General features: G+C 63.2%; 22 protein-coding genes and 2 tRNA genes. 22 read left to right on the plus strand and 2 right to left on the minus strand.

Annotated features, from left to right (window positions below):
• The first annotated feature begins 64 nt into the window (after positions 1 to 64).
• Positions 65 to 141, plus strand: a tRNA-Asp gene (locus tag MOE34_RS06680).
• A gap of 47 nt (positions 142 to 188) precedes the next feature.
• Positions 189 to 265 (plus strand) — tRNA-Asp (locus MOE34_RS06685).
• 21 nt (positions 266 to 286) lie between these two features.
• On the opposite strand, the gene MOE34_RS06690 is transcribed toward MOE34_RS06685, so the two are convergent.
• Positions 287 to 652, minus strand: coding sequence for a hypothetical protein (locus MOE34_RS06690; RefSeq protein WP_242222089.1), 366 nt, complete (start codon positions 650 to 652; stop codon positions 287 to 289).
• A gap of 42 nt (positions 653 to 694) precedes the next feature.
• Between MOE34_RS06690 and MOE34_RS06695 the strand changes: the two genes are divergently transcribed.
• The 18 genes from MOE34_RS06695 to MOE34_RS06780 all read left to right on the plus strand — a co-directional run bounded on the left by MOE34_RS06695 (position 695) and on the right by MOE34_RS06780 (position 19564).
• A complete protein-coding gene (locus tag MOE34_RS06695; RefSeq protein WP_160784764.1) occupies positions 695 to 1060 on the plus strand; it encodes an NADH-quinone oxidoreductase subunit A in 366 nt (121 codons plus the stop codon).
• Positions 1051 to 1632: a NuoB/complex I 20 kDa subunit family protein gene (locus MOE34_RS06700; RefSeq protein WP_242222090.1), complete on the plus strand. Its 582-nt coding sequence runs from the start codon at positions 1051 to 1053 to the stop codon at positions 1630 to 1632. The genes MOE34_RS06695 and MOE34_RS06700 overlap by 10 nt, the downstream gene beginning before the upstream one ends.
• Before the next feature lie 18 nt (positions 1633 to 1650).
• Positions 1651 to 2256, plus strand: a complete 606-nt coding sequence (locus tag MOE34_RS06705; RefSeq protein ID WP_242222092.1) for an NADH-quinone oxidoreductase subunit C — start codon at positions 1651 to 1653, stop codon at positions 2254 to 2256.
• Between the two features lie 47 nt (positions 2257 to 2303).
• A complete protein-coding gene (locus MOE34_RS06710) occupies positions 2304 to 3494 on the plus strand; it encodes an NADH-quinone oxidoreductase subunit D (protein WP_160784761.1) in 1191 nt (396 codons plus the stop codon).
• A gap of 195 nt (positions 3495 to 3689) precedes the next feature.
• Positions 3690 to 4826 (plus strand): NADH-quinone oxidoreductase subunit E, encoded by a 1137-nt coding sequence (locus MOE34_RS06715; protein ID WP_242222095.1) that lies wholly within the window; start codon positions 3690 to 3692, stop codon positions 4824 to 4826.
• A gap of 11 nt (positions 4827 to 4837) precedes the next feature.
• Positions 4838 to 6142: an NADH-quinone oxidoreductase subunit NuoF gene (gene nuoF, locus MOE34_RS06720; RefSeq protein WP_242222097.1), complete on the plus strand. Its 1305-nt coding sequence runs from the start codon at positions 4838 to 4840 to the stop codon at positions 6140 to 6142.
• Positions 6143 to 6146: 4 nt separating this feature from the next.
• Positions 6147 to 6806: an NADH:ubiquinone oxidoreductase gene (locus MOE34_RS06725; RefSeq protein WP_242222133.1), complete on the plus strand. Its 660-nt coding sequence runs from the start codon at positions 6147 to 6149 to the stop codon at positions 6804 to 6806.
• A gap of 119 nt (positions 6807 to 6925) precedes the next feature.
• Positions 6926 to 9004, plus strand: a complete 2079-nt coding sequence (gene nuoG, locus MOE34_RS06730; protein ID WP_242222135.1) for an NADH-quinone oxidoreductase subunit NuoG — start codon at positions 6926 to 6928, stop codon at positions 9002 to 9004.
• A gap of 20 nt (positions 9005 to 9024) precedes the next feature.
• Positions 9025 to 10071, plus strand: a complete 1047-nt coding sequence (gene nuoH, locus MOE34_RS06735) for an NADH-quinone oxidoreductase subunit NuoH (RefSeq protein ID WP_242222228.1) — start codon at positions 9025 to 9027, stop codon at positions 10069 to 10071.
• Positions 10072 to 10105: 34 nt separating this feature from the next.
• A complete protein-coding gene (nuoI, locus tag MOE34_RS06740) occupies positions 10106 to 10597 on the plus strand; it encodes an NADH-quinone oxidoreductase subunit NuoI (RefSeq protein ID WP_242222229.1) in 492 nt (163 codons plus the stop codon).
• Positions 10598 to 10696: 99 nt separating this feature from the next.
• Positions 10697 to 11311 (plus strand): NADH-quinone oxidoreductase subunit J, encoded by a 615-nt coding sequence (locus MOE34_RS06745; protein ID WP_242222231.1) that lies wholly within the window; start codon positions 10697 to 10699, stop codon positions 11309 to 11311.
• Positions 11312 to 11336: 25 nt separating this feature from the next.
• A complete protein-coding gene (nuoK, locus tag MOE34_RS06750) occupies positions 11337 to 11645 on the plus strand; it encodes an NADH-quinone oxidoreductase subunit NuoK (RefSeq protein WP_160784755.1) in 309 nt (102 codons plus the stop codon).
• 7 nt (positions 11646 to 11652) lie between these two features.
• Positions 11653 to 13650, plus strand: a complete 1998-nt coding sequence (gene nuoL / locus MOE34_RS06755; protein WP_242222234.1) for an NADH-quinone oxidoreductase subunit L — start codon at positions 11653 to 11655, stop codon at positions 13648 to 13650.
• The gene (locus tag MOE34_RS06760) at positions 13650 to 15161 is read left to right on the plus strand and encodes an NADH-quinone oxidoreductase subunit M (RefSeq protein ID WP_242222235.1); all 1512 of its coding nucleotides are present in this window, start codon (positions 13650 to 13652) and stop codon (positions 15159 to 15161) included. Before nuoL ends, MOE34_RS06760 begins: the two co-directional genes overlap by 1 nt.
• Positions 15162 to 15175: 14 nt before the next feature.
• A complete protein-coding gene (gene nuoN, locus MOE34_RS06765; RefSeq protein ID WP_242222237.1) occupies positions 15176 to 16618 on the plus strand; it encodes an NADH-quinone oxidoreductase subunit NuoN in 1443 nt (480 codons plus the stop codon).
• A complete protein-coding gene (locus MOE34_RS06770) occupies positions 16615 to 17382 on the plus strand; it encodes a biotin--[acetyl-CoA-carboxylase] ligase (protein ID WP_242222239.1) in 768 nt (255 codons plus the stop codon). Before nuoN ends, MOE34_RS06770 begins: the two co-directional genes overlap by 4 nt.
• A 15-nt stretch (positions 17383 to 17397) precedes the next feature.
• On the plus strand, positions 17398 to 19065 hold the full coding sequence (locus MOE34_RS06775) for a ribonuclease J (protein ID WP_242222242.1): 1668 nt from the start codon (positions 17398 to 17400) through the stop codon (positions 19063 to 19065).
• Between the two features lie 229 nt (positions 19066 to 19294).
• On the plus strand, positions 19295 to 19564 hold the full coding sequence (locus MOE34_RS06780) for a DUF1467 family protein (RefSeq protein ID WP_242222244.1): 270 nt from the start codon (positions 19295 to 19297) through the stop codon (positions 19562 to 19564).
• Between the two features lie 103 nt (positions 19565 to 19667).
• Here the strand turns inward: MOE34_RS06780 and MOE34_RS06785 are convergent, their stop codons facing one another.
• Positions 19668 to 20123 carry a hypothetical protein gene (locus tag MOE34_RS06785; protein ID WP_242222246.1) on the minus strand — a complete coding sequence of 152 codons (456 nt, stop codon included), beginning with the start codon at positions 20121 to 20123 and terminating at the stop codon, positions 19668 to 19670.
• A gap of 145 nt (positions 20124 to 20268) precedes the next feature.
• Between MOE34_RS06785 and proS the strand changes: the two genes are divergently transcribed.
• Both proS and MOE34_RS06795 read left to right on the plus strand, forming a co-directional pair.
• A complete protein-coding gene (gene proS / locus MOE34_RS06790) occupies positions 20269 to 21597 on the plus strand; it encodes a proline--tRNA ligase (protein WP_242222248.1) in 1329 nt (442 codons plus the stop codon).
• Between the two features lie 28 nt (positions 21598 to 21625).
• Positions 21626 to 22930, plus strand: a complete 1305-nt coding sequence (locus MOE34_RS06795; protein ID WP_242222250.1) for a lipoprotein-releasing ABC transporter permease subunit — start codon at positions 21626 to 21628, stop codon at positions 22928 to 22930.
• Positions 22931 to 22934: the final 4 nt, after the last annotated feature.

Raw genomic sequence — 22934 nt, forward strand, 5'->3', positions numbered from 1 at the left:
CCGCTCATCGAACGGCTCAGGCCGCTCGGGACGGGTGCTTCGCCATCCGGACGCTTTCGAGAATGCGGGTGTAGCTCAGTCGGTTAGAGTGCCGGCCTGTCACGCCGGAGGTCGCGGGTTCGAGCCCCGTCACTCGCGCCACTCGAAAGGCCGGACGAACATTCGGGACCGCAAGGTCAAGAAGATGCGCGGGTGTAGCTCAGTCGGTTAGAGTGCCGGCCTGTCACGCCGGAGGTCGCGGGTTCGAGCCCCGTCACTCGCGCCATTTCTTCCTTCTCTCAGTACGTTATCGCTGTTTTCTCATCTTCTGCTGGAAGCGTTTTGGCGGATGATTCTCGTTGTCTTCCGTCTGGTGGCTGGCGAGAGACTCGCTTTGTGCCGGCCGGTGGCGCCGGGTGTTTGGCGGGAGCTGGAAGTCTTGTGGGGGATGGGGATGGGTATGCGCCGGTCCTACGCTGCGGCGAAACGTCCCGCACGTTGCCTTCATGAAATCGTAACGATTTAAATGGCTTTGCCGCCAGCCTTTCCAGCGGGTCGGGAAAAGAACACAATGATTGCGGCGAAAGCCGGACAAAGCCTTGCGCGGGGACGCTCGCTGCGCTAACGACATCCCGTTGCAACATACTTTATCGGCTTGCAGGTCTTCGACCAACAGGCGTCTCTCCGGCGCCACGAGCAGGCAGGATGGACGCCAATGACTGAACTTCTCGGTTCCTATATCCCGATCGCCATCTTCATCGGTATCGCGCTCGTGATCGGCATTGCACTGCTGGTCGCGCCGTTTGCCGTGGCATACAAGGCCCCCGATTCGGAAAAGCTTTCCGCTTACGAGTGCGGCTTCAATGCGTTCGACGATGCGCGCATGAAATTCGATATCCGCTTCTACCTGGTGTCGATCCTCTTCATCATCTTCGACCTGGAAGTCGCCTTCCTCTTCCCCTGGGCTGTTTCCTTCGGTGAGCTGGGCTGGTTCGGCTTCTGGTCGATGATGGTCTTCCTCGGTGTCCTGACCATCGGCTTTATCTACGAATGGAAGAAGGGGGCGCTCGAATGGGAGTAGCTCATACGAACAACACGCTCGTTGCGCCTGCGGCCAAGGGGATCATCGATCCCAACACCGGCAAGCCCGTCGGCAGCAACGACGCTTTCTTCGGCGAGATCAACAACGAACTCGCCGACAAGGGTTTTCTGGTCACCTCCACGGATGAGCTGATCACCTGGGCACGTACCGGCTCGCTGATGTGGATGACCTTCGGTCTTGCCTGCTGCGCCGTGGAAATGATGCAGCTTTCGATGCCGCGTTACGACGTCGAGCGCTTCGGCTTTGCGCCGCGCGCCTCGCCGCGCCAGTCGGACGTCATGATCGTCGCCGGCACGCTGACCAACAAGATGGCGCCCGCGCTCCGCAAGGTCTACGACCAGATGCCGGAGCCGCGCTACGTCATTTCGATGGGCTCCTGCGCCAATGGCGGTGGCTACTATCACTATTCCTATTCGGTGGTGCGCGGCTGTGACCGCGTGGTGCCGGTCGACATCTATGTACCAGGCTGTCCTCCCACGGCGGAAGCGCTCCTTTACGGCGTGCTGCTGCTGCAGAAGAAGATCCGCCGGACCGGTACGATCGAGCGTTAAGGGCAGGGGACTTTAGACATGAGCGAAGCCCTCCAGGAGCTTTCCTCCTACATCGGCGAAGCGGCCGGCGGTCTCGTCGCCTCCGCCGATATCGCCTTTGGCGAACTCACCCTGAAGACGGATGGCGCGCGCGTCATCGCGCTTCTGACCTTCCTGCGCGATGACGTGCAGTGCGGCTTCGTCAACCTCGTCGACATCTGCGGCGTGGACTGGCCGGCGCGCGCCGAGCGCTTCGACGTGGTCTACCACCTCCTGTCGCCGCGCCAGAACCTGCGCATCCGCGTCAAGGTCGCGACCGGCGAGGATCAGCCGGTTCCGTCTGCCTGTGCGGTCTATCCGGGCGCGGACTGGTTCGAACGCGAAGCCTACGACATGTACGGCATCCTCTTCACCGGCCATCCGGACCTGCGCCGCATCCTCACCGACTACGGTTTCGAGGGGCATCCGCTGCGCAAGGACTTTCCGACGACCGGTTTCGTGGAGGTGCGTTATGACGACGAGGTCAAGCGTGTCGTGTACGAGCCTGTCGAACTGAAGCAGGAATTCCGCAACTTCGACTTCCTCTCTCCCTGGGAAGGCACGGATTATGTGCTGCCGGGCGACGAGAAGGCGAAGACGAACTGATTTTGGGTCGGCGGCCCGAACGGGCGGCGGCTTCTGGAGCAAGCGGCATGAACGAGCACAACGTTCGTAATTTCAATATCAACTTCGGCCCGCAGCATCCTGCGGCGCACGGGGTTCTGCGTCTTGTCCTCGAACTCGACGGCGAAATCGTCGAGCGCGTCGACCCGCATATCGGTTTGCTGCATCGCGGCACCGAGAAGCTGATCGAGACGAAGACCTACCTTCAGGCCGTGCCCTATTTCGACCGCCTCGACTACGTGGCGCCGATGAACCAGGAGCATGCCTTCGCGCTCGCCGTCGAGAAACTGACGGGCACCGAGGTTCCGATCCGCGGCCAGCTCATCCGTGTGCTTTATTCCGAGATCGGCCGTATCCTCTCGCACCTCCTCAACGTGACGACCCAGGCCATGGACGTCGGCGCGCTGACGCCGCCGCTCTGGGGCTTCGAGGAGCGCGAGAAGCTGATGGTGTTCTACGAGCGCGCCTGCGGCGCGCGCATGCACTCGGCCTATATCCGTCCGGGCGGCGTCCACCAGGACCTGCCGCACGAGCTGGTGGAAGACATCGGCAAGTGGATCGACCCGTTCCTCAAGACCGTCGACGATATCGACGAACTGCTGACCGGCAACCGCATCTTCAAGCAGCGCAACGTCGATATCGGCGTCGTGAAGCTGGAAGATTGCTGGGCCTGGGGCTTCTCGGGCGTGATGGTGCGCGGTTCGGGCGCGGCGTGGGACCTGCGTCGCTCGCAGCCCTACGAATGCTATTCCGACCTCGACTTCGACATTCCGATCGGCAAGAACGGCGACTGCTACGACCGTTATGTCATCCGCATGATCGAAATGCGTGAATCGGCGAAGATCATGCGCCAGTGCGTCGATCGCCTGCTCGGCGACGCCAAGGTCGGCCCGGTCTCCTCCATCGACGGCAAGATGGTTCCGCCGAAGCGCGGCCAGATGAAACGTTCGATGGAAGCGCTGATCCACCACTTCAAGCTCTACACGGAAGGCTACCATGTGCCGGCCGGTGAAGTGTACGCGGCCGTGGAAGCGCCGAAGGGCGAGTTCGGCGTCTATGTCGTCGCCGACGGCACCAACAAGCCCTACCGCTGCAAGATTCGCGCCCCGGGCTATGCCCACCTGCAGGCCATGGACTTCATCTGTCGCGGCCACCAGCTCGCCGACGTCTCGGCGATCCTGGGTTCCCTCGACATCGTGTTCGGCGAGGTTGACCGCTGATGCCGAACGCAGCCCTTGCCGTGACCGCCGCGATCCCGACCGCCGCCGCCTTCGCTGAGGCCGGTGCCCGGGGTGGTGCGTCCGCAGGCTGTGCTTTCGTATTCCTTCAGAACGACACGCCGGCCCACGGTCGCGCTTCCGCTTACAAGGCGGGAACGCGGCGCCGGCAGATTAACTGAGACAAGGCGTTACAGAATGTCCGTTCGTCGACTAGCCGATGACAATGTCCAGCCCGCCAGCTTCGCCTTCTCCAAGGAGAATGCGGCCTGGGCCAAGGCCACGATCAACAAGTACCCGAAGGGCCGCCAGCAATCGGCGGTCATTCCTCTGCTGATGCGCGCGCAGGAGCAGGACGGCTGGGTCACGAAGGCGGCCATCGAATCCGTCGCCGACATGCTCGACATGGCCTATATCCGCGTGCTGGAAGTCGCCACCTTCTATACGCAGTTCCAGCTTCTGCCGGTCGGCACGCGCGCCCATGTGCAGGTCTGCGGCACGACGCCCTGCATGCTGCGCGGCGCGGAAGACCTGATCAAGGTCTGCAAGAATCGCATCCACCCGGAACCCTTCCACCTCAACGAGAGCGGCACGCTTTCCTGGGAAGAGGTCGAGTGTCAGGGTGCTTGCGTCAATGCGCCGATGATCATGATCTTCAAGGACAGCTATGAAGACCTGACGCCGACGCAGCTTGAGCACATCATTGACCGCTTCGACGCCGGCAAGGGCGCTGACGTCACGCCGGGCACGCAGATCGACCGCATCTATTCCGCGCCGGCCGGTGGGCTCACCAGCCTGAACGAGCCGGAGCCGGCAGCGAAGAAGACCGCGACGCGCGCCAAGAAGGCCGACGAGGACAGCGTCAGCGTTCCCCCGTCGAACGCCGCCCGAGCCAAGACGGATGCGGAAGAGACCGATCCGAAGCTGAAGACGCCGGCGACCGCCAAGGCGGACGCTGCCGCCAACACCAAGGCGAAGGGCGACACGCGCGCCGAAGGTGGCGATGCCGCAACCAAGCAGCCGGTCGCGGCCGCTGTCGGCAAGCCTTCGCTGGAAGACAAGAACCGCCCGGCCGGCATCGAACGTCCGGCAACGCTCGACGACCTCAAGCTCATCTCCGGCGTCGGCCCGAAGATCGAGGGCACGCTGCACGAGCTCGGCATCTTCACCTTCGCGCAAGTCGCGGGATGGAAGAAGGCGGAGCGCGAGTGGGTCGACGGCTATCTGAATTTCAAGGGCCGCATCGAGCGCGACGACTGGGTCAAGCAGGCCAAGGCGCTCGCCAAGGGCGGTGAAGCGGAATACATCCGCGTCTTCGGCAAGAAGCCGCGGTAAAGGGGTGAAACATGCTTAAGGACCAGGATCGCATCTTCACCAATATCTACGGCACCAAGGACAAGTCGCTGAAGGGCGCCATGTCCCGCGGCCATTGGGACGGCACCAAGCAGCTTCTCGAAAAGGGCCGCGACTGGATCATCAACGAGGTCAAGGCCTCGGGCCTGCGCGGCCGTGGCGGCGCCGGCTTCCCGACCGGCCTCAAGTGGTCCTTCATGCCGAAGGAATCCGACGGCCGTCCGCATTACCTCGTCGTCAATGCCGACGAATCCGAGCCCGGCACCTGCAAGGACCGCGATATCCTGCGCCACGATCCGCATACGCTGATCGAGGGCTGCGTCATCGCCTCCTTCGCCATGGGCGCGCATGCGGCCTATATCTACGTGCGCGGCGAGTTCATCCGCGAGCGTGAGGCGCTCCAGGCTGCCATCGACGAGTGCTACGATGCCGGTCTGCTCGGCAAGAACAACAAGCTCGGCTACGATATCGACATCTACGTTCACCACGGCGCCGGCGCCTATATCTGCGGTGAAGAGACCGCGCTGCTCGAAAGCCTCGAAGGCAAGAAGGGCCAGCCGCGCCTGAAGCCGCCGTTCCCGGCCAATATGGGCCTCTATGGCTGCCCGACGACCGTCAACAACGTCGAATCCATCGCCGTCACGCCGACGATCCTGCGCCGCGGCGCAAGCTGGTTCTCCAGCTTCGGCCGCCCGAACAATGTCGGCACCAAGCTGTTCATGATGTCCGGCCACGTCAACAAGCCGTGCACGGTCGAGGAAAGCATGGGCATCTCCTTCAAGGAGATGGTCGAGAAGCACGGCGGCGGCATTCGCGGCGGCTGGGACAATCTTCTCGCCGTCATCCCCGGCGGCGCATCGTGCCCGGTCGTCAAGGCCGAGGACATGATGAACGTCACGCTCGACTTCGACGGCCTGCGCGAGGTGAAGTCCTCCTTCGGCACCGGCGGCATGATCGTCATGGATCGCTCGACCGACATCATCAAGGCGATCTGGCGCATCTCGGCCTTCTTCAAGCACGAGAGCTGCGGCCAGTGCACGCCCTGCCGCGAAGGCACGGGCTGGATGATGCGCGTCATGGAGCGCATGGTGCGCGGCAATGCGCAGAAGCGCGAAATCGACATGCTCTTCGACGTGACGAAGCAGATCGAGGGCCACACGATCTGCGCGCTCGGCGACGCTGCGGCCTGGCCGATCCAGGGCCTCATCCGCAACTTCCGCCCCGAGATCGAGGCGCGAATCGACCAGTACACCGCCAATGCCATGGCGCATGGCGCGGTGCTGGAAGCCGCGGAGTAAGGCGATGAAGAAGCCGGTTGGACAGGATGCGAATGCGACCCACGTCCCTCCGGCTGAAGCTGCCGGCGACGACCCGTTCGGTCTGGCGCCGTGGCTGAAGGAAATGCCGGACGTGCCGCTGCATCCGCTGATGGCGCATCCGATGGCGGCGATGGCCGCCACGACTGCGATCGGTTTCGGCCTTGCGGGGCAGATGGCCGGGGCGATGCTGGGCGTGATGCAGAGCGCGGCGGAGCGGACGAAGGTGATGCTGGACGAGGCGGCGGAACTCGCCGCCAAGGCCGACGCCTCAAGGGAAACGGCAGCGCCGGTGAAGGCGAAGCCGGACCTGCGGGTGGTTCCGAAGGCCGAAATGCCGGCGAGGGAACCGGAGACGAAGGTGGCGCGTGAAAAGAGCGCGACGCCGAAGACGGTAGAAGCAAGGCCGGCGCGCAAGGCGCCGGCGGCGAAAGCCGGGAAAGCCGATGACCTGAAGGCGATTTCGGGCATCGGGCCTAAGCTGGAGCAGGTGCTGAACGGCATGGGCTTCCGGCGCTACACCGACATCGCGGCCCTTTCGGACGCGGATGCGGCAAGGATCGAAGCCGAACTCGGCCTCGACGGGCGTATCGCCCGCGACGGCTGGGTGGAGCAGGCAAGGACGCTGGCGAAGGGCAGGGGCTAGAACCCGCCGGAACCGGCAGATGGAACAAAGGCCGAAGGGAAGGGCGAAGGCCCGGAACGGAAGCTGGAGAATGGCGCTGGCAGGGCGGGGGTTCCCCGCGTCAGAAGCGGGATTGAGATATGGCAAAGCTGATAGTCGACGGAAAAGAAATTGAAGTCCCGGATCACTTCACGCTGCTTCAGGCGTGCGAGGAGGCGGGTGCCGAAGTTCCGCGCTTCTGTTTCCACGAGCGGCTGTCGGTTGCCGGCAACTGCCGCATGTGCCTCGTCGAGGTGAAGGGCGGCCCGCCGAAGCCGGCGGCCTCCTGCGCCATGGGCGTGCGCGACCTGCGTCCCGGCCCGAACGGCGAGCCGCCGGAAGTCTTCACGACCACGCCGATGGTCAAGAAGGCGCGCGAAGGCGTGATGGAATTCCTGCTGATCAACCACCCGCTGGATTGCCCGATCTGCGACCAGGGCGGCGAATGCGACCTGCAGGACCAGGCGATGGCCTTCGGCATCGACAGTTCGCGCTATGCTGAGAACAAGCGCGCGGTCGAGGACAAGTATATCGGCCCGCTCGTCAAGACGGTCATGACGCGCTGCATCCACTGCACGCGCTGCGTCCGCTTCACGACGGAAGTGGCCGGCATCAGCGAACTCGGCCTCATCGGCCGCGGTGAGGACGCCGAGATCACCACCTATCTCGAACAGGCGATGACCTCCGAACTTCAGGGCAACGTGGTCGACCTCTGCCCGGTCGGTGCGCTCACCTCCAAGCCCTTCGCCTTCACGGCCCGTCCGTGGGAGCTGAACAAGACCGAATCCGTCGACGTCATGGACGCCGTCGGCTCGGCCATTCGCGTCGATACGCGCGGCCGTGAGGTCATGCGCATCCTGCCGCGCGTCAACGAAGAGATCAACGAAGAGTGGATCTCCGACAAGACCCGCTACATCTGGGATGGCCTGAAGACTCAGCGCCTCGACCGCCCCTATGTCCGCAAGGATGGCCGTCTCCAGCCGGCAAGCTGGGCGGAAGCCTTTGGCGCCATCAAGTCCGCCGTCGCCGGCAAGGCGGGCGACCGCATCGGCGCCATCGCCGGTGACCTCGCCTCCGTCGAGGAAATCTATGCGCTGCGCGAACTGATGACCGCACTCGGCTCGACGAATGTCGACTGCCGCCAGGACGGCTCGGTGCTCGACCCGTCGCTCGGCCGCGCCAGCTACATCTTCAACCCGACCATCGAAGGCATCGAGCAGGCCGACGCGCTGCTGATCGTCGGCTCCAACCCGCGCCTCGAGGCGGCCGTGCTCAACGCCCGCATCCGCAAGCGCTGGCGCATGGACAACTTCCCGGTCGGCGTGATCGGCGAGGAGAGCGACCTGCGCTACGGCTACGAATATCTCGGCGCCGGCACGGACACGCTTTCCGGCCTCATCGACGGTTCGGTCAAGTTCGCCGCCAAGCTGAAGAAGGCCGAGCGTCCGATGATCATCGTCGGCCAGGGCGCGCTGTCGCGCGCCGATGGCCTTGCCGTTCTCTCGGCCGTCTCCGCGCTTGCGGAAAAGGTCGGCGCGGTGAAGGCGGACTGGAACGGCCTTGCCGTTCTGCACACCGCAGCCTCGCGTGTCGGCGGCCTCGATCTCGGCTTCGTGCCGGGTGAGGGCGGCAAGACGGCGGCCGACATGCTTACTGGCACGGACGTGCTCTTCCTGCTCGGCGCAGACGAGATGGACTTCTCCAAGAAGACCGCCTTCACGGTCTATATCGGTTCGCACGGCGACAACGCGGCGCATGTCGCCGACGTCATCCTGCCGGGCGCGACCTATACCGAGAAGTCGGGCACCTGGGTCAATACCGAAGGCCGCGTCCAGATGGGCAACCGCGCCGGCTTCGCACCGGGCGATGCCCGTGAGGACTGGGCGATCCTGCGTGCGCTTTCCGACGTGCTCGGCAAGAAGCTGCCCTTCGATTCGCTGGTTCAGCTGCGCGCTAAACTCTATGCGGCGCATCCGCATTTTGCCGCGATCGACGAGATTGCAGCCGGCGATATCGCCGATCTCTCCGCCCTTGCGAAAAAAGGCGGGACGATGGCGAATTCCGGGTTTGCGTCTCCGGTCAAAGACTTCTATTTGACGAACCCGATAGCGCGCGCCTCCGCGGTCATGGCCGAATGCTCGGCGCTTGCCCGCAACAATTTCAAAGCCGCGGCGGAATGAGCGCGAAGGAATAAGACGTTATGGACGCTTTCATTTCGACCTATGTCTGGCCCGGCGTGATCATGGTGGCGCAGTCGCTGCTGCTCTTGGTCGCCCTGCTGGTCTTCATCGCCTACATCCTCCTTGCCGACCGCAAGATCTGGGCGGCCGTGCAGCTTCGCCGCGGCCCGAACGTCGTCGGCCCGTGGGGTCTGTTCCAGTCCTTCGCCGACCTTCTGAAGTTCGTCTTCAAGGAGCCGGTGATCCCGGCGACGGCCAACAAGGTGATCTTCCTGCTCGCCCCGCTGGTCTCCGTGACGCTGGCGCTCGCCACCTGGGCGGTCGTGCCGCTCAACAACGGCTGGGTGATCGCCAACATCAATGTCGGCATCCTCTACATCTTCGCGATCTCCTCGCTCGAAGTGTACGGCATCATCATGGGCGGCTGGGCTTCGAACTCGAAGTACCCGTTCCTCGGCGCGCTGCGTTCGGCCGCGCAGATGGTGTCCTATGAAGTGTCCATCGGCTTCGTCATCGTCACCGTGCTGCTCTGCGTCGGCTCGCTGAACCTGACGGATATCGTGATGTCGCAGAGCGACGGTCTCGGCACGCGCCTCGGCCTGCCGGCTTCGTTCCTCGACTGGCACTGGCTGTCGCTGTTCCCGATGTTCATCATCTTCTTCATCTCGTCGCTCGCCGAGACGAACCGTCCGCCCTTCGATCTTCCGGAAGCCGAATCCGAACTCGTCGCCGGCTTCATGGTGGAATACGGCTCGACCCCGTACATGATGTTCATGCTCGGCGAATATGCCGCCATCTGCCTGATGTGCGCGCTGATGACGATCCTCTTCCTCGGCGGCTGGCTGCCTCCGGTCGACGTCTGGTTCCTCAACTGGGTTCCCGGCATCATCTGGTTCGTCCTGAAGGCATCCTTCGTCTTCTTCATGTTCGCGATGGTGAAGGCCTTCGTGCCGCGCTACCGCTACGACCAGCTCATGCGTCTCGGCTGGAAGGTCTTCCTTCCGATCTCGCTCGCCATGGTCGTCATCGTTGCATTCGTGCTGAAGCTCACGGGCTGGTCCGCATGACCGCCCGGAACCTCAGCAGCATTGGAGCTTAAGCATGGCTAGTCTTTCGCAAGCCGTAAATTCGCTGTTCCTCAAGGAATTCGTCGGCGCGTTCTTCCTGTCGATGCGCTACTTCTTCCGCCCGAAGGCGACGGTGAACTATCCCTTCGAAAAGGGCCCGGTCTCCCCGCGCTTCCGCGGCGAGCACGCGCTGCGCCGCTACCCGAACGGCGAGGAACGCTGCATCGCCTGCAAGCTGTGCGAAGCCATCTGTCCGGCCCAGGCCATCACCATCGAAGCCGGCCCGCGCCGCAACGACGGCACGCGCCGCACGGTGCGCTACGACATAGACATGGTGAAGTGCATCTATTGCGGCTTCTGCCAGGAAGCCTGCCCGGTCGACGCCATCGTCGAAGGTCCGAATTTCGAATTCTCGACCGAGACGCGCGAAGAGCTCTACTACGACAAGCAGAAGCTCCTCGATAACGGCGATCGCTGGGAGCGGGAAATCGCCCGCAACATCGCTATGGATTCGCCTTACCGCTGATCGGCGGACGGGCAAAATGAAAGCAAGTGCCTGACGAAAGGTCGTCAGGCTTCGACGGGGGAGGGGGACCTCTTCCGGGGAAGACGAAAAGGCACCAAAATGGGTCTGCAGGCTCTATTCTTCTATCTGTTCGCCTTCGTGGCGGTGGCGTCCGCCTTCATGGTGATCGCGTCCAGGAACCCGGTCTATTCCGTGCTGTTCCTGATCCTCACCTTTTTCAATTCGGCGGGCTTGTTCCTCCTGACGGGCGCCGAGTTCCTGGCGATGATCCTGCTGGTCGTCTATGTCGGCGCCGTCGCGGTTCTCTTCCTCTTCGTCGTCATGATGCTGGACATCGACTTTGCCGAGCTGCGCGCGGGCGCGCTGGAATATGCTCCTGTCGGCGCGCTGATCGGCATCATCCTGGCGATCGAACTGGTCGTCGTGGTCGGCGGCTCGACGCTCTCTCCCGAGATCGCCGCCAATGCCTCGATGCCGATCCCGCCGGTCGCCGAGCGCCAGAACACCGCCGCCCTCGGCGACGTGCTCTATACGAACTACGTCTACTTCTTCCAGATCGCCGGCCTCGTGCTGCTCGTCGCCATGATCGGCGCGATCGTGCTGACGCTGCGTCACAAGCCACATATCAAGCGCCAGAACATCTCCCAGCAGGTCGCCCGCACGCCGGAGACCGCCGTCGAGGTGGTCAAGGTGAAGCCCGGGCAGGGTATCTGAGGCCGCGCGGACAAGGAAAAGCATCATGGAAATCGGTATTTCCCACTATCTCACCGTCAGCGCCATCCTGTTCGTCCTCGGCGTCTTCGGCATCTTCCTGAACCGGAAGAACGTCATCGTCATCCTGATGTCGATCGAGCTCATCCTGCTTTCGGTCAACATCAACATGGTCGCGTTCTCGCACTTCCTGAACGATATCGTCGGCCAGGTCTTCGCGCTGTTCATTCTGACCGTCGCGGCTGCGGAAGCGGCCATCGGTCTTGCAATTCTCGTCGTCTTCTACCGTAACCGCGGTTCGATCGCCGTCGAAGACGTCAATATGATGAAGGGCTGATCGGGTCATGGATACCATCATCAAGGCAATCGTCTTCCTCCCGCTGATCGGCTTCCTGATCGCCGGCCTCGGTGGCAACGCCATCGGCGCCAAGGCGTCGGAATATGTCACGTCCGGCTTCATGATCATCGCGGCCGCGCTGTCGTGGATCGTCTTCTTCAACGTCGCCATGGGCGAGACGGAGATGATCAAGGTCAGCGTGCTCACCTGGATCCAGTCCGGCAGCTTCGATGTCGAATGGGCGTTCCGCGTCGATACGCTGACGGCGGTCATGCTCGTCGTCGTGAACTCGGTCTCGACGCTCGTGCATGTCTATTCCATCGGCTACATGCACCACGATCCGCATCGCCCGCGCTTCTTCGCGTATCTGTCGCTCTTCACCTTCGCTATGCTCATGCTGGTGACGTCCGACAACCTTCTCCAGATGTTCTTCGGCTGGGAAGGCGTGGGTCTGGCCTCGTACCTGCTGATCGGCTTCTGGTACAAGAAGCCCTCGGCCAGCGCCGCCGCCATGAAGGCCTTCATCGTCAACCGCGTCGGCGACTTCGGCTTCGCGCTCGGCATCTTCTCGGTCTTCGTGCTCTTCGGCTCGATCAACTTCGAGACGATCTTTGCGACCGCCGCGACCTACCTGCCGGCCGAAGGCGCTGCTGACGCCGCAGAGCCGGTCATCAACCTCTTCGGCATGAGCCTCGACAAGTCGCAGGCGCTGACGGCCACCTGCCTGCTGCTCTTCATGGGCGCGATGGGCAAGTCGGCGCAGTTCCTGCTGCACACCTGGCTGCCGGACGCCATGGAAGGCCCGACCCCGGTCTCGGCCCTCATCCATGCCGCGACCATGGTCACCGCCGGCGTCTTCCTCGTCGCCCGCATGTCGCCGGTCTTCGAACTGTCGCACAACGCCCTGATGGTCGTGACGCTCGTCGGCGCCATCACCGCCTTCTTCGCGGCGACGGTCGGCCTCGTGCAGAACGACATCAAGCGCGTCATCGCCTATTCGACCTGCTCGCAGCTCGGCTACATGTTCGTGGCGCTCGGCATCGGCGCCTATGGCGCGGCGATCTTCCATCTCTTCACGCACGCCTTCTTCAAGGCTCTGCTGTTCCTTGGTGCGGGTTCCGTCATCCACGCCGTCGATGGCGAGCAGGACATGCGTTACATGGGTGGCCTTCGCAAGCACATCCCGGTCACGTTCTGGATGATGACGATCGGCACGCTGGCACTGACGGGCGTCGGCATCCCGGGCACGATCATCGGCTTCGCCGGCTTCTTCTCGAAGGACGCGATCATCGAATCGACCTTCGCCTCGCACAGCCCGATCGCCGGTTTCGCCTTCGTCATGCTGGTCATCGCCGCGCTCTTCACGAGCTTCTATTCCTGGCGCCTGGCGTTCATGACCTTCTTCGGCAAGCCGCGCGCTTCCGCTGATGTCATGCACCATGTCCATGAATCCCCGGCCGTGATGCTGATCCCGCTCTACCTGCTCGCCGCAGGCGCGGTCGCAGCCGGCGTGATCTTCGTGGAATATTTCTACGGCCATCACTACGAGGAATTCTGGCAGGGCGCACTCTTCACGGGTGCCGAAAACCACCTCGTGCACGAGTTCCACAACGTCCCGCTCTGGGTGAAGTGGAGCCCGTTCGCCGCCATGGCCATCGGCTTCGTCACCGCCTGGTACATGTATATCCGGTCGCCGGAAACGCCGAAGGCCCTCGCAGAGCAGCACCGCGGTCTTTACCAGTTCCTGCTCAACAAGTGGTACTTCGACGAACTCTACGATTTCCTCTTCGTCCGTTCGGCGAAGGCGCTCGGCAAGTTCCTCTGGAAGAAGGGTGACGGCGTCGTCATCGACGGTCTCGGCCCGAACGGCATCGCCGCCCGCGTCGTCGACGTCACCAACCGCGTCGTCCGCCTGCAGACCGGCTACCTCTATCACTACGCATTCGCGATGCTGCTCGGTATTGCAGCACTCGTCACCTGGATGATGCTCGGGAGTTCCCTCTGATGACCGATTGGCCCATTCTTTCAGCGGTCACCTTCCTCCCGCTCGTCGGTGTGGCGCTCCTGCTGCTGACCCGCGAGGACAGCCCGTACGGCCGCCGCAACATCCTGAACGTGGCGCTGCTGACGACGGTCTTCACCTTCGTGCTCTCGCTCTTCATCTGGGTTGGCTTCGACTATTCGAACCCCGGTTTCCAGATGGTCGAGAAGCATGAATGGCTCGGCACCGGCATTTCCTACCACCTCGGCGTCGACGGCATCTCCATGCTGTTCGTCATCCTTTCGACCTTCCTGATGCCGTTCTGCGTGCTCGCAAGCTGGAACACCATCGAGAAGCGCCTGAAGGAATACATGATCGCCTTCCTGCTTCTGGAAGTGTTCATGGTCGGCGTGTTCGTCTCGCTCGACATCGTCCTCTTCTACGTCTTCTTCGAAGCGGGCCTCATTCCGATGTTCATCATCATCGGCGTGTGGGGCGGCAAGGATCGCGTCTACGCATCCTACAAGTTCTTCCTCTATACGCTGCTCGGCTCGGTCCTGATGCTGCTCGCCATCATGGCGATGTACTGGCAGGCCGGCACGACCGACATCACGGAACTGCTCGCTTACAATTTCCCGGCCCATATGCAGACCTGGCTGTGGCTCGCCTTCTTCGCCTCCTTCGCGGTGAAGATGCCGATGTGGCCGGTCCATACCTGGCTTCCCGACGCGCACGTTCAGGCGCCGACGGCAGGCTCGGTCATCCTGGCCGGCGTTCTCCTGAAGCTCGGCGGTTACGGTTTCATCCGCTTCTCGCTGGCCATGTTCCCGCTCGCCTCCGACTATTTCGCGCCCTTCGTCTTCGCGCTGTCGGTCATCGCCATCATCTACACCTCACTGGTCGCGATGATGCAGGACGACATCAAGAAGCTGATCGCCTATTCGTCGGTCGCCCACATGGGCTATGTCACCATGGGCATCTTCGCGGCGAACGCGCAGGGTCTCCAGGGCGCCATCTTCCAGATGCTCTCGCACGGCATCGTCTCCGGCGCGCTCTTCCTTTGCGTCGGCGTCGTCTACGACCGGCTGCACACCCGCGAGATCTCCGCCTATGGCGGCCTCGTCAACAACATGCCGAAATACGCCGTCGCCTTCATGATCTTCACCATGGCGAATGTCGGCCTGCCCGGCACATCCGGCTTCGTCGGCGAAATCATGACCCTGCTCGGTGCCTTCCGCGCCAACACCTGGGTTGCGCTCTTCGCCACGACGGGCGTCATCCTCTCCGCCTCCTACGCGCTGTGGCTCTACCGCCGCGTGATCTTCGGTGCGCTCGAGAAGGAAAGCCTGAAGTCGCTGCTCGACCTGTCGGGCCGTGAAAAGGCGCTGCTCTACCCGCTGGTGATCCTGACGATCTTCTTCGGTGTCTATCCGGCGCCGGTCTTCGATGTGACGGCGGCTTCGGTCGACGCGCTTCTCAATCAATACTCCGCGGCTCTGCAAGCGGCGCAATCCGTTGCGCTCTCGGCGAACTGAGGACGGGACCAAACATGACTGCTGATACTCTCCTTGCCAGCCTTCAGCTCTCGACGCCCGAGATCATTCTCGCCGTCGGCGCCCTGGTCCTGCTGATGATCGGTGTGTTCTCGGGCGAGCGCTCGGGCACCACCGTCACCGGCCTTGCCGTCGCCCTGTTCATCATCGCCGGTCTCTGGCTCGTGCTTGCCACGGGCGAGGGCCAGGCCTATGGCGGCGCCTTCGTCTCCGATGCCTTCGCCAAGTTCATGAAGGTGCTGGCGCTGATCGGCTCCATCACCGCAATGGTGATGACCGTCGGCCACGCCCGCTCCGACCAGCTCGACCGTTTCGAGTTCCCGGTCCTGATCGTGCTCTCGACGCTCGGCATGCTGCTGATGATCTCGGCCAACAGCCTGCTGTCGCTCTATCTCGCGCTGGAACTCCAGTCGCTCGCCCTCTACGTGGTGGCTGCGATCAACCGCGAGAGCCTGCGTTCGACGGAAGCCGGCCTGAAGTACTTCGTGCTCGGCGCGCTCTCCTCGGGCATGCTGCTCTATGGCATGTCGCTGGTCTATGGCTTCACCGGCCATATCGGCTTCCAGGATATCGCCGCGGCACTTACCGCCGAGGGCCGCTCGCTCGGCCTCGTCTTCGGTCTCGTGTTCATCCTCGCCGGCCTTGCCTTCAAGATCTCGGCCGTGCCGTTCCACATGTGGACGCCCGACGTCTATGAGGGCGCGCCGACCCCGGTCACGGCCTTCTTCGCCGCCGCTCCGAAGGTCGCCGCCATGGCCATGCTGGTGCGCATCGTCATCGACGCTTTCCAGCCGGTCGTCGCCGACTGGCAGCAGGTCGTGGTCTTCATCTCGATCGCCTCGATGCTGCTCGGCTCCTTCGCCGCCATCGGCCAGCGCAACATCAAGCGCCTGATGGCCTATTCCTCCATCGGCCACATGGGCTACGCGCTGGTCGGCCTTGCCTCCGGCTCCATGGCCGGTGTGCGCGGCGTCGCGCTCTACATGCTGATCTACATGGTCATGACGCTCGGCACCTTCGCGATCATCCTCGCCATGCGCCGCAAGGAAGGCGGCAATGTCGAGGAGATCAGCGATCTGGCGGGCCTCTCCTCGACCAATCCGTTCATGGCGACCGTCATGACGATCCTGATGTTCTCGCTGGCCGGCATCCCGCCGATGGCAGGCTTCTTCGCCAAGTACTTCGTGTTCATGGCGGCCATCGAAGCCCAGCTCTATGCGCTCGCCATCATCGGCGTGCTCTCCTCGGTCGTCGGCGCCTACTACTATCTGCGCGTCATCAAGGTCATGTGGTTCGACGAGCCGACCGGGGAATTCGCCCGCACCTCGGGCGAGCTGAAGCTGGTCTTCGGGCTCTCCGGCCTCTTCGTTCTCGGCTATGTGCTGATCGGCGGCCCGATCGGCAATGCGGCCGAAGCTGCGGCGCGGACCTTCTTTTGAGCGGGTCTGACAATCCTCGCCGGATATCGCTCGACGATTTCCGGCACGAGGCGCTCGCGGATGTGGGCTCGACCAATACGGAATGCCTGGAGCGCGCCCGAAAGGGCGCGCTTTCCGGTCTCTGGATCACCGCCGACCGGCAGACCGGCGGTCGCGGCCGGCGCGGCCGGGCCTGGTTTTCCGAGCCGGGCAACCTTTATTCCTCGCTGTTGCTGATCGACGCCGCGCCGATGGATCGGCTCGGCTCCCTGCCGTTGGCGATTGCCGTCGCCGTGCAGGATGCCGTCAGCCGCGTCATGCCTCTCGGTGCACCCGAAGTGCTGGTCAAGTGGCCGAACGATATCCTCATCGAGCGCCGCAAGGTCTGCGGCATCCTGATCGAGGGGGAGGCCCTGCCGGATGGCAGGCACGCGCTGGTGATCGGTATCGGCATCAATGTTTCGGTCGCACCGGGTGCAGGCCTGTATCCCGTCGCGACCTTGCGGGATTTCGGCGTCTCCGCATCCCCGGACGAACTCTTCGCCCATCTCTTCCGGTCGATGGCGGAAACGCTGGCGCTATGGAACCGCGGCCGCGGCATCGCCTCCATCATGGAGCGCTGGAAAGAGGTGGCGGGCGGCATCGGGGAAAACATCACGGTCAATCTGCCCGACCGTTCTATTTCCGGGCGCTTTGCCGGAATTGATGATACAGGTCTCCTGAAACTGGAGACGGATGATGGCGGCACGCAACTGATCGCGGCCGGCGACGTATTTTTTGGATAGGAATTTTTGAAGGCGATGGCAAAAGAAGACGAACTGGTGTTCCTGCCGCTTGGCGGCGTCGGCGAAATCGGCATGAATCTGGCGCTCTACGGCTACGGCCCGAAGACGAACCGCCAGTGGATCATGGTCGATTGCGGCGTCACCTTCCCGGGACCGGACCTGCCGGGCGTCGATCTGGTGCTGCCCGATATCCGCTTCCTCGCGGAACAGCGCAAGAACCTCAAGGGTATCATCATCACCCATGCGCACGAGGACCATTACGGCGCGCTGAACGACCTCTGGCCCGGCCTCAACGTGCCGGTCTATGCTTCACCGTTTACGGCCGGCATGCTGGAAGCCAAGCGCGACTACGAGCGCAGCCGCGTCGAAATCCCGGTGACGATCTTCAAGCAGGGCGACCGCATCAATGTCGGCCCCTTCGAGATCGAGGCCATCGGCGTCAACCACTCCATTCCCGAACCGATGTCGCTGGCGATCACGACGCCGCTCGGCACGGTCATCCATACGGGTGACTGGAAGATCGACCTCGATCCCTCGCTCGGTCCGCTGACCGACGAGGCACGCTTCCGCAAGCTCGGCGACGAGGGCGTTCTGGCGCTGATCTGCGACAGCACCAATGCGGTGCGCGACGGCATCTCGCCGTCCGAGCATGAGGTCTCCGAGAGCCTGACGAAGATCATCGAGGCGGCCGAGGGCAGGGTGGGTATCACCACCTTTTCTTCGAATGTCGGCCGCATTCGCTCCATCGCGCTGGCCGCCGAGGCCGCCGGTCGCGAAGTGCTGCTGCTCGGCAGCTCCATGAAGCGCGTGACGGACGTGGCGCGCGATATCGGCCTCATGGAAGGTCTGAAGCCCTTCATCGCCGAGGACGAGTTCGGCTATATCCCGCGCGACAAGGTCGTCGTCATCCTCACCGGCAGCCAGGGCGAGCCGCGCGCCGCGCTGGCGAAAATCGCCCGCGACGAGATGCGCAACGTCGCCTTTACCGATGGCGATACGATCATCTTCTCCTCGCGCGCCATTCCCGGCAACGAGAAGGCCATCAACGATATCAAGAACGGCCTGATCGAGCAGGGCATCAACATCATCACCGACGCCGAGGCGCTCGTGCATGTCTCCGGCCATCCGCGCCGGCATGAATTGCAGCAGATGTACGGCTGGGTGCGTCCGAAGATGGTCGTGCCGGTGCACGGCGAGGCCGCGCAACTGACGGCCCATGCCCAGCTTGCCGAACAGTCCGGCATCGGCGAAGTGCCGCGCGTGCGCAACGGCGATGTGCTGAAGCTCGCTCCGGGCGCGCCCGAGGTCGTCGATCACGCACCCTTCGGCCGCATCTTCAAGGACGGCAACCTGATCGGTGATTATGAGGAGATGGGCATCGGCGACCGCCGCAAGCTCGCCTTCGTCGGCCATGTCGCCGTCAGTGTCCTGCTCGACAGCCGCTATGATTTCCAGGGTGACCCGGAGGTCGAGCCTTTCGGCCTGCCGCAGTTCGACGACGAGGGCGAGGACATGGGCGACACGCTCTATGACGCCGTGCTCGGTGCGGTCGAAAGCATTCCGCGCGCCCGCCGCAAGGACCTTGAGATGGTGCGTGAGGCCGTGCGCCGCGCGGTGCGCTCCACGGCGAACGAGATCTGGGGCAAGAAGCCGGTCGTCACCGTGTTCCTGACCAAGGTGTGATGCGGGGCGGTTAAGCCGCCCCTCCGCCTGCCGGCAGCTTCTCCCCGCAAGCGGGGAGAAGGCGGTTGCAACATTTCAGCCGCAGCTTGCGGGATATCGGCTCGCGGCAGCGGGGTGAGCGGCCGTCCGCAAGCTTGGGATTCGAGGGTGCGACGGCACGCCACCCTTACGCCATTTGAATTTCCAGGGCAGACGGCGTAAAAGGCCGCCTGTCGCACGAGGACCGTCCATGCAGCTCTTTTCCTACTTCGCCGTTTATTTCATCGTCTGGTGGATGACGCTCTTTGCGATCCTTCCCCTGGGGCTGAAGACGCAGGCGGAGGCCGAGGAGGTTGTGCCCGGCACGGTCGAGAGTGCCCCGGCGCGCTTTCGCGGCGGCCGCGTGGTGCTGCTGACGACCATCGTATCCGCCGTTATCTACGGCGCCTGGTATATCCTGTCGGTGCGTTTCGGCCTTGGCATCGACGCCATCCCGCAGATCATGCCGAACTTCAAGTAGCATGCCGCAAAGGTTAACCACGGCATGCCGCCCCGGGTAATTCATTCCGGGGGCTTCGGACTGTACTGGAAAAGTCTTCCTTTCCCATTCGTCGGCGCTCGCCTCATCGGGCAGGCCCACGCGGCGTTTTCGGCAGGTCTCTTCGCCAGGTCCGGCTTCCCATGCGCGGGGTAATGCCGCCGCGCCGCCGGGCTGCGCGACCTTGCCGCATGGACACGCTGTCCAGAGTTGCTAAATGGAAGGGGCTTTGATCGAAAGGCAAAAAAAAACAAGGCGTAGAGCCTTGTTTTACAGGTATCGCGTGATCTTTATCCGTTGTGCGGTGGCAGCGTCTGCGCGCGCCAAAGATCTGATCCTCCCAAGACTTGACCGCGAAATTGGCTGGAATTTGTACTTCCTGCCTGTTTTGTGGCCTGAAACTAGCCCAAAGCTTGGGCGTTGTCATCCGCTTTTTTTGCATTTTTGCTACAGTGGAATAAAGTTTTTCGATTGACAACCATTGCGCAATTTTCGTTATTGGCGGCCCTGTTTTTCCGCCATCCTCGGCGAAACCGCCCAAGAGCGGTGGACAGTGCTTCCCACCACGACGCCCACTCGGCCTGCCGGGTTTCCTTCCTCCGGCGAAGCGTTTATGAACGCGTGAAAATCAACGTCATTTTGCCCGATTCCCGAAATAGGGCGGATCAGTCACACCGGAAACCGATATGCGCCTTTCCCGCTTCTTCCTGACCATCCTCAAGGAAAACCCCAAGGAAGCCGAGATCGTCTCCCACCGGCTCATGCTGCGTGCGGGCATGGTCAAGCAGCAGTCCCAGGGCATCTATACCTGGCTGCCGCTCGGCAAGCGCGTTCTCGACAAGGTGAACGCCATCATCCGCGAGGAGCAGAACCGCTCCGGCGCCGTCGAGCTCTTGATGCCGACGCTGCAGTCCGCCGAACTCTGGCAGGAAAGCGGCCGCTATGACGCCTATGGCAAGGAAATGCTGCGCATCAAGGACCGCCAGGAGCGTCCGATGCTCTACGGCCCGACCAACGAGGAGATGATTACCGACGTCTTCCGTTCGTTCGTGAAGTCCTACAAGGACCTGCCGCTCAACCTCTACCATATCCAGCTCAAGTTCCGCGATGAGATCCGTCCGCGCTTCGGCACCATGCGCTCGCGCGAGTTCCTGATGAAGGACGCCTATTCCTTCGACCTCAACCGCGAAGGCGCCGTGCATGCCTATAACCGCATGTTCGCGGCCTATCTGCGCACCTTCTCGCGCATGGGCCTGCGCGCTATTCCGATGCGTGCCGACACCGGCCCGATCGGTGGCGATCTCAGCCACGAATTCATCATCCTCGCCGATACCGGCGAGTCGGAAGTCTTCTGCCACAAGGACTTCCTGAACTTCGACATTCCCGGCGTGGACACCAACTTCGACGACGTCGCGGGCCTGCGCGCCATCTTCGACAAGTGGACCTCGCGCTACGCTGCGACCTCCGAAATGCACGACGCGCCGGCCTTCGAGGCGATCCCGGAGGGCGAGCGCCTGTCGGCCCGCGGCATCGAGGTCGGCCACATCTTCTATTTCGGCACGAAATATTCCGAAGCCATGGGCGCCAAGGTGCAGGGCCCTGACGGCAAGGAACATACCGTGCATATGGGTTCCTACGGCATCGGCCCGACGCGCCTTGTTCCGGCGATCATCGAAGCCTCGCATGACGAGAACGGCATCATCTGGCCGAAGGCCGTCGCACCGTTCGAAGCCATCGTCATCAACATGAAGTCGGGCGACGAAGCCTGCGACGCGGCTTGCGAAAAGATCTACGGCGCGCTGCTGAACGCCGGCGTCGACGTGCTCTACGACGACAAGGACGAGCGCGCAGGCGCCAAGTTCGCCACCGCCGACCTCATCGGCGCGCCGGTGCAGGTCATCGCCGGCCCGCGCGGCGTCGCCAGCGGCGAGGTCGAGATCAAGGATCGCAAGACCGGCGAACGCGAGACGCTGACCATCGAGGCGGCCATCAACCGCCTGACGTCCGGCAACTGATGCGAAGCCGGCGGTAACGGGAGGAAACATGGCTGACGCAGCGAGCGGTGCATCTGCAACCGAGGCTCAGGCCTTCAAGAAAAGCCGCCCGTTCTCCGCCTTCGAGCGGATGGTCGCCTGGCGCTACCTGCGCTCGCGGCGCAAGGAAGCCTTCATCTCGGTCATCGCCGGCTTCTCCTTCATCGGCATCATGCTGGGTGTGGCGACCCTCATCATCGTCATGGCCGTCATGAACGGCTTCCGCACCGAGCTGATCTCGCGCATCCTCGGCATCAACGGCCATATGATCATCCAGCCGATCGATACGCCGCTGAACGACTACGCCAAGCTCGCCGAGCGCCTTTCAGCCGTCCCGGGCGTCACCATGGCGATCCCGCTCGTCGAGGGCCAGACGCTGGCGCAGGGCACGGTCGGCGGCGGTTCGGGCGCGCTGGTGCGCGGCATCCGCGCCGACGATCTCGCCAAGATGAAGGCCGTCTCCGACCATATCAAGGAAGGCGATCTCGTCGGCTTCGCGACTGGCGGCGTCGCTATCGGCTCGCGCATGGCCGAATCCCTCGGCCTCAGCGCCGGCGGCCAGATCACGCTCGTCGCGCCGGAAGGCGATGTGACACCGCTCGGCGTGAACCCGCGCGTGAAGACCTATACGGTCTCGGCCGTCTTCGAGATCGGCATGTCGGAATACGACGCCTCGATCATCTACATGCCGCTGGAGGAAGCGCAGCTCTACTTCAACTCCGAGGGCGTCGTGCAGTCGATAGAGCTGTTCGTCTCGCATCCGGACGCCGTGGACGATCTCCGCCAGCCCATCGAGGCGGCGGCCGAGCGGCAGATCTTCATCACCGACTGGCGCCAGCGCAACCAGACCTTCTTCTCGGCCCTCCAGGTCGAGCGCAACGTCATGTTCATGATCCTGACGCTCATCGTGCTCGTCGCCGCGCTCAACATCATCTCCGGCCTCATCATGCTGGTGAAGGACAAGGGCAGCGATATCGCGATCCTGCGCACCATGGGCGCGACATCGGGCGCCATCATGCGCATTTTCTTCATGACGGGCGCGGCCATCGGCACGGTCGGCACCTTCGCCGGCGTCCTGCTCGGCGTCCTCGTCTGCCTCAATGTCGAATCGATCCGCCAGTTCTTCTCGTGGATTTCCGGCACGACGCTGTTCAACCCGGAACTCTATTTCCTCAGCCAGCTTCCGGCCGACATGAATTTCGGCGAGACGGTCTCGGTCGTCGTCATGGCGCTGGCGCTGTCGTTCCTCGCGACGATCTTCCCCGCCTGGCGCGCCTCCAAGCTCGACCCCGTCCAGGCCCTCCGGTACGAATAGGAAA

Origin of the sequence: Shinella zoogloeoides (genome assembly GCF_022682305.1) — a bacterium.
Taxonomy (GTDB): domain Bacteria; phylum Pseudomonadota; class Alphaproteobacteria; order Rhizobiales; family Rhizobiaceae; genus Shinella; species Shinella zoogloeoides_B.

Excerpts from the sequence above, each read along its gene's own strand:
- MOE34_RS06795 (WP_242222250.1), top strand. The coding sequence starts at position 21,626 with ATGGCTGACGCAGCGAGCGGTGCATCTGCAACCGAGGCTCAGGCCTTC.
- MOE34_RS06745 (WP_242222231.1), top strand. The coding sequence starts at position 10,697 with ATGGGTCTGCAGGCTCTATTCTTCTATCTGTTCGCCTTCGTGGCGGTG.
- MOE34_RS06695 (WP_160784764.1), top strand. The coding sequence starts at position 695 with ATGACTGAACTTCTCGGTTCCTATATCCCGATCGCCATCTTCATCGGT.
- nuoN (WP_242222237.1), top strand. The coding sequence starts at position 15,176 with ATGACTGCTGATACTCTCCTTGCCAGCCTTCAGCTCTCGACGCCCGAG.
- MOE34_RS06760 (WP_242222235.1), top strand. The coding sequence starts at position 13,650 with ATGACCGATTGGCCCATTCTTTCAGCGGTCACCTTCCTCCCGCTCGTC.
- nuoF (WP_242222097.1), top strand. The coding sequence starts at position 4,838 with ATGCTTAAGGACCAGGATCGCATCTTCACCAATATCTACGGCACCAAG.
- MOE34_RS06700 (WP_242222090.1), top strand. The coding sequence starts at position 1,051 with ATGGGAGTAGCTCATACGAACAACACGCTCGTTGCGCCTGCGGCCAAG.
- MOE34_RS06780 (WP_242222244.1), top strand. The coding sequence starts at position 19,295 with ATGCAGCTCTTTTCCTACTTCGCCGTTTATTTCATCGTCTGGTGGATG.
- nuoL (WP_242222234.1), top strand. The coding sequence starts at position 11,653 with ATGGATACCATCATCAAGGCAATCGTCTTCCTCCCGCTGATCGGCTTC.
- nuoK (WP_160784755.1), top strand. The coding sequence starts at position 11,337 with ATGGAAATCGGTATTTCCCACTATCTCACCGTCAGCGCCATCCTGTTC.
- nuoG (WP_242222135.1), top strand. The coding sequence starts at position 6,926 with ATGGCAAAGCTGATAGTCGACGGAAAAGAAATTGAAGTCCCGGATCAC.
- nuoH (WP_242222228.1), top strand. The coding sequence starts at position 9,025 with ATGGACGCTTTCATTTCGACCTATGTCTGGCCCGGCGTGATCATGGTG.
- MOE34_RS06725 (WP_242222133.1), top strand. The coding sequence starts at position 6,147 with ATGAAGAAGCCGGTTGGACAGGATGCGAATGCGACCCACGTCCCTCCG.
- MOE34_RS06710 (WP_160784761.1), top strand. The coding sequence starts at position 2,304 with ATGAACGAGCACAACGTTCGTAATTTCAATATCAACTTCGGCCCGCAG.
- MOE34_RS06715 (WP_242222095.1), top strand. The coding sequence starts at position 3,690 with ATGTCCGTTCGTCGACTAGCCGATGACAATGTCCAGCCCGCCAGCTTC.
- MOE34_RS06775 (WP_242222242.1), top strand. The coding sequence starts at position 17,398 with ATGGCAAAAGAAGACGAACTGGTGTTCCTGCCGCTTGGCGGCGTCGGC.
- proS (WP_242222248.1), top strand. The coding sequence starts at position 20,269 with ATGCGCCTTTCCCGCTTCTTCCTGACCATCCTCAAGGAAAACCCCAAG.
- MOE34_RS06705 (WP_242222092.1), top strand. The coding sequence starts at position 1,651 with ATGAGCGAAGCCCTCCAGGAGCTTTCCTCCTACATCGGCGAAGCGGCC.
- nuoI (WP_242222229.1), top strand. The coding sequence starts at position 10,106 with ATGGCTAGTCTTTCGCAAGCCGTAAATTCGCTGTTCCTCAAGGAATTC.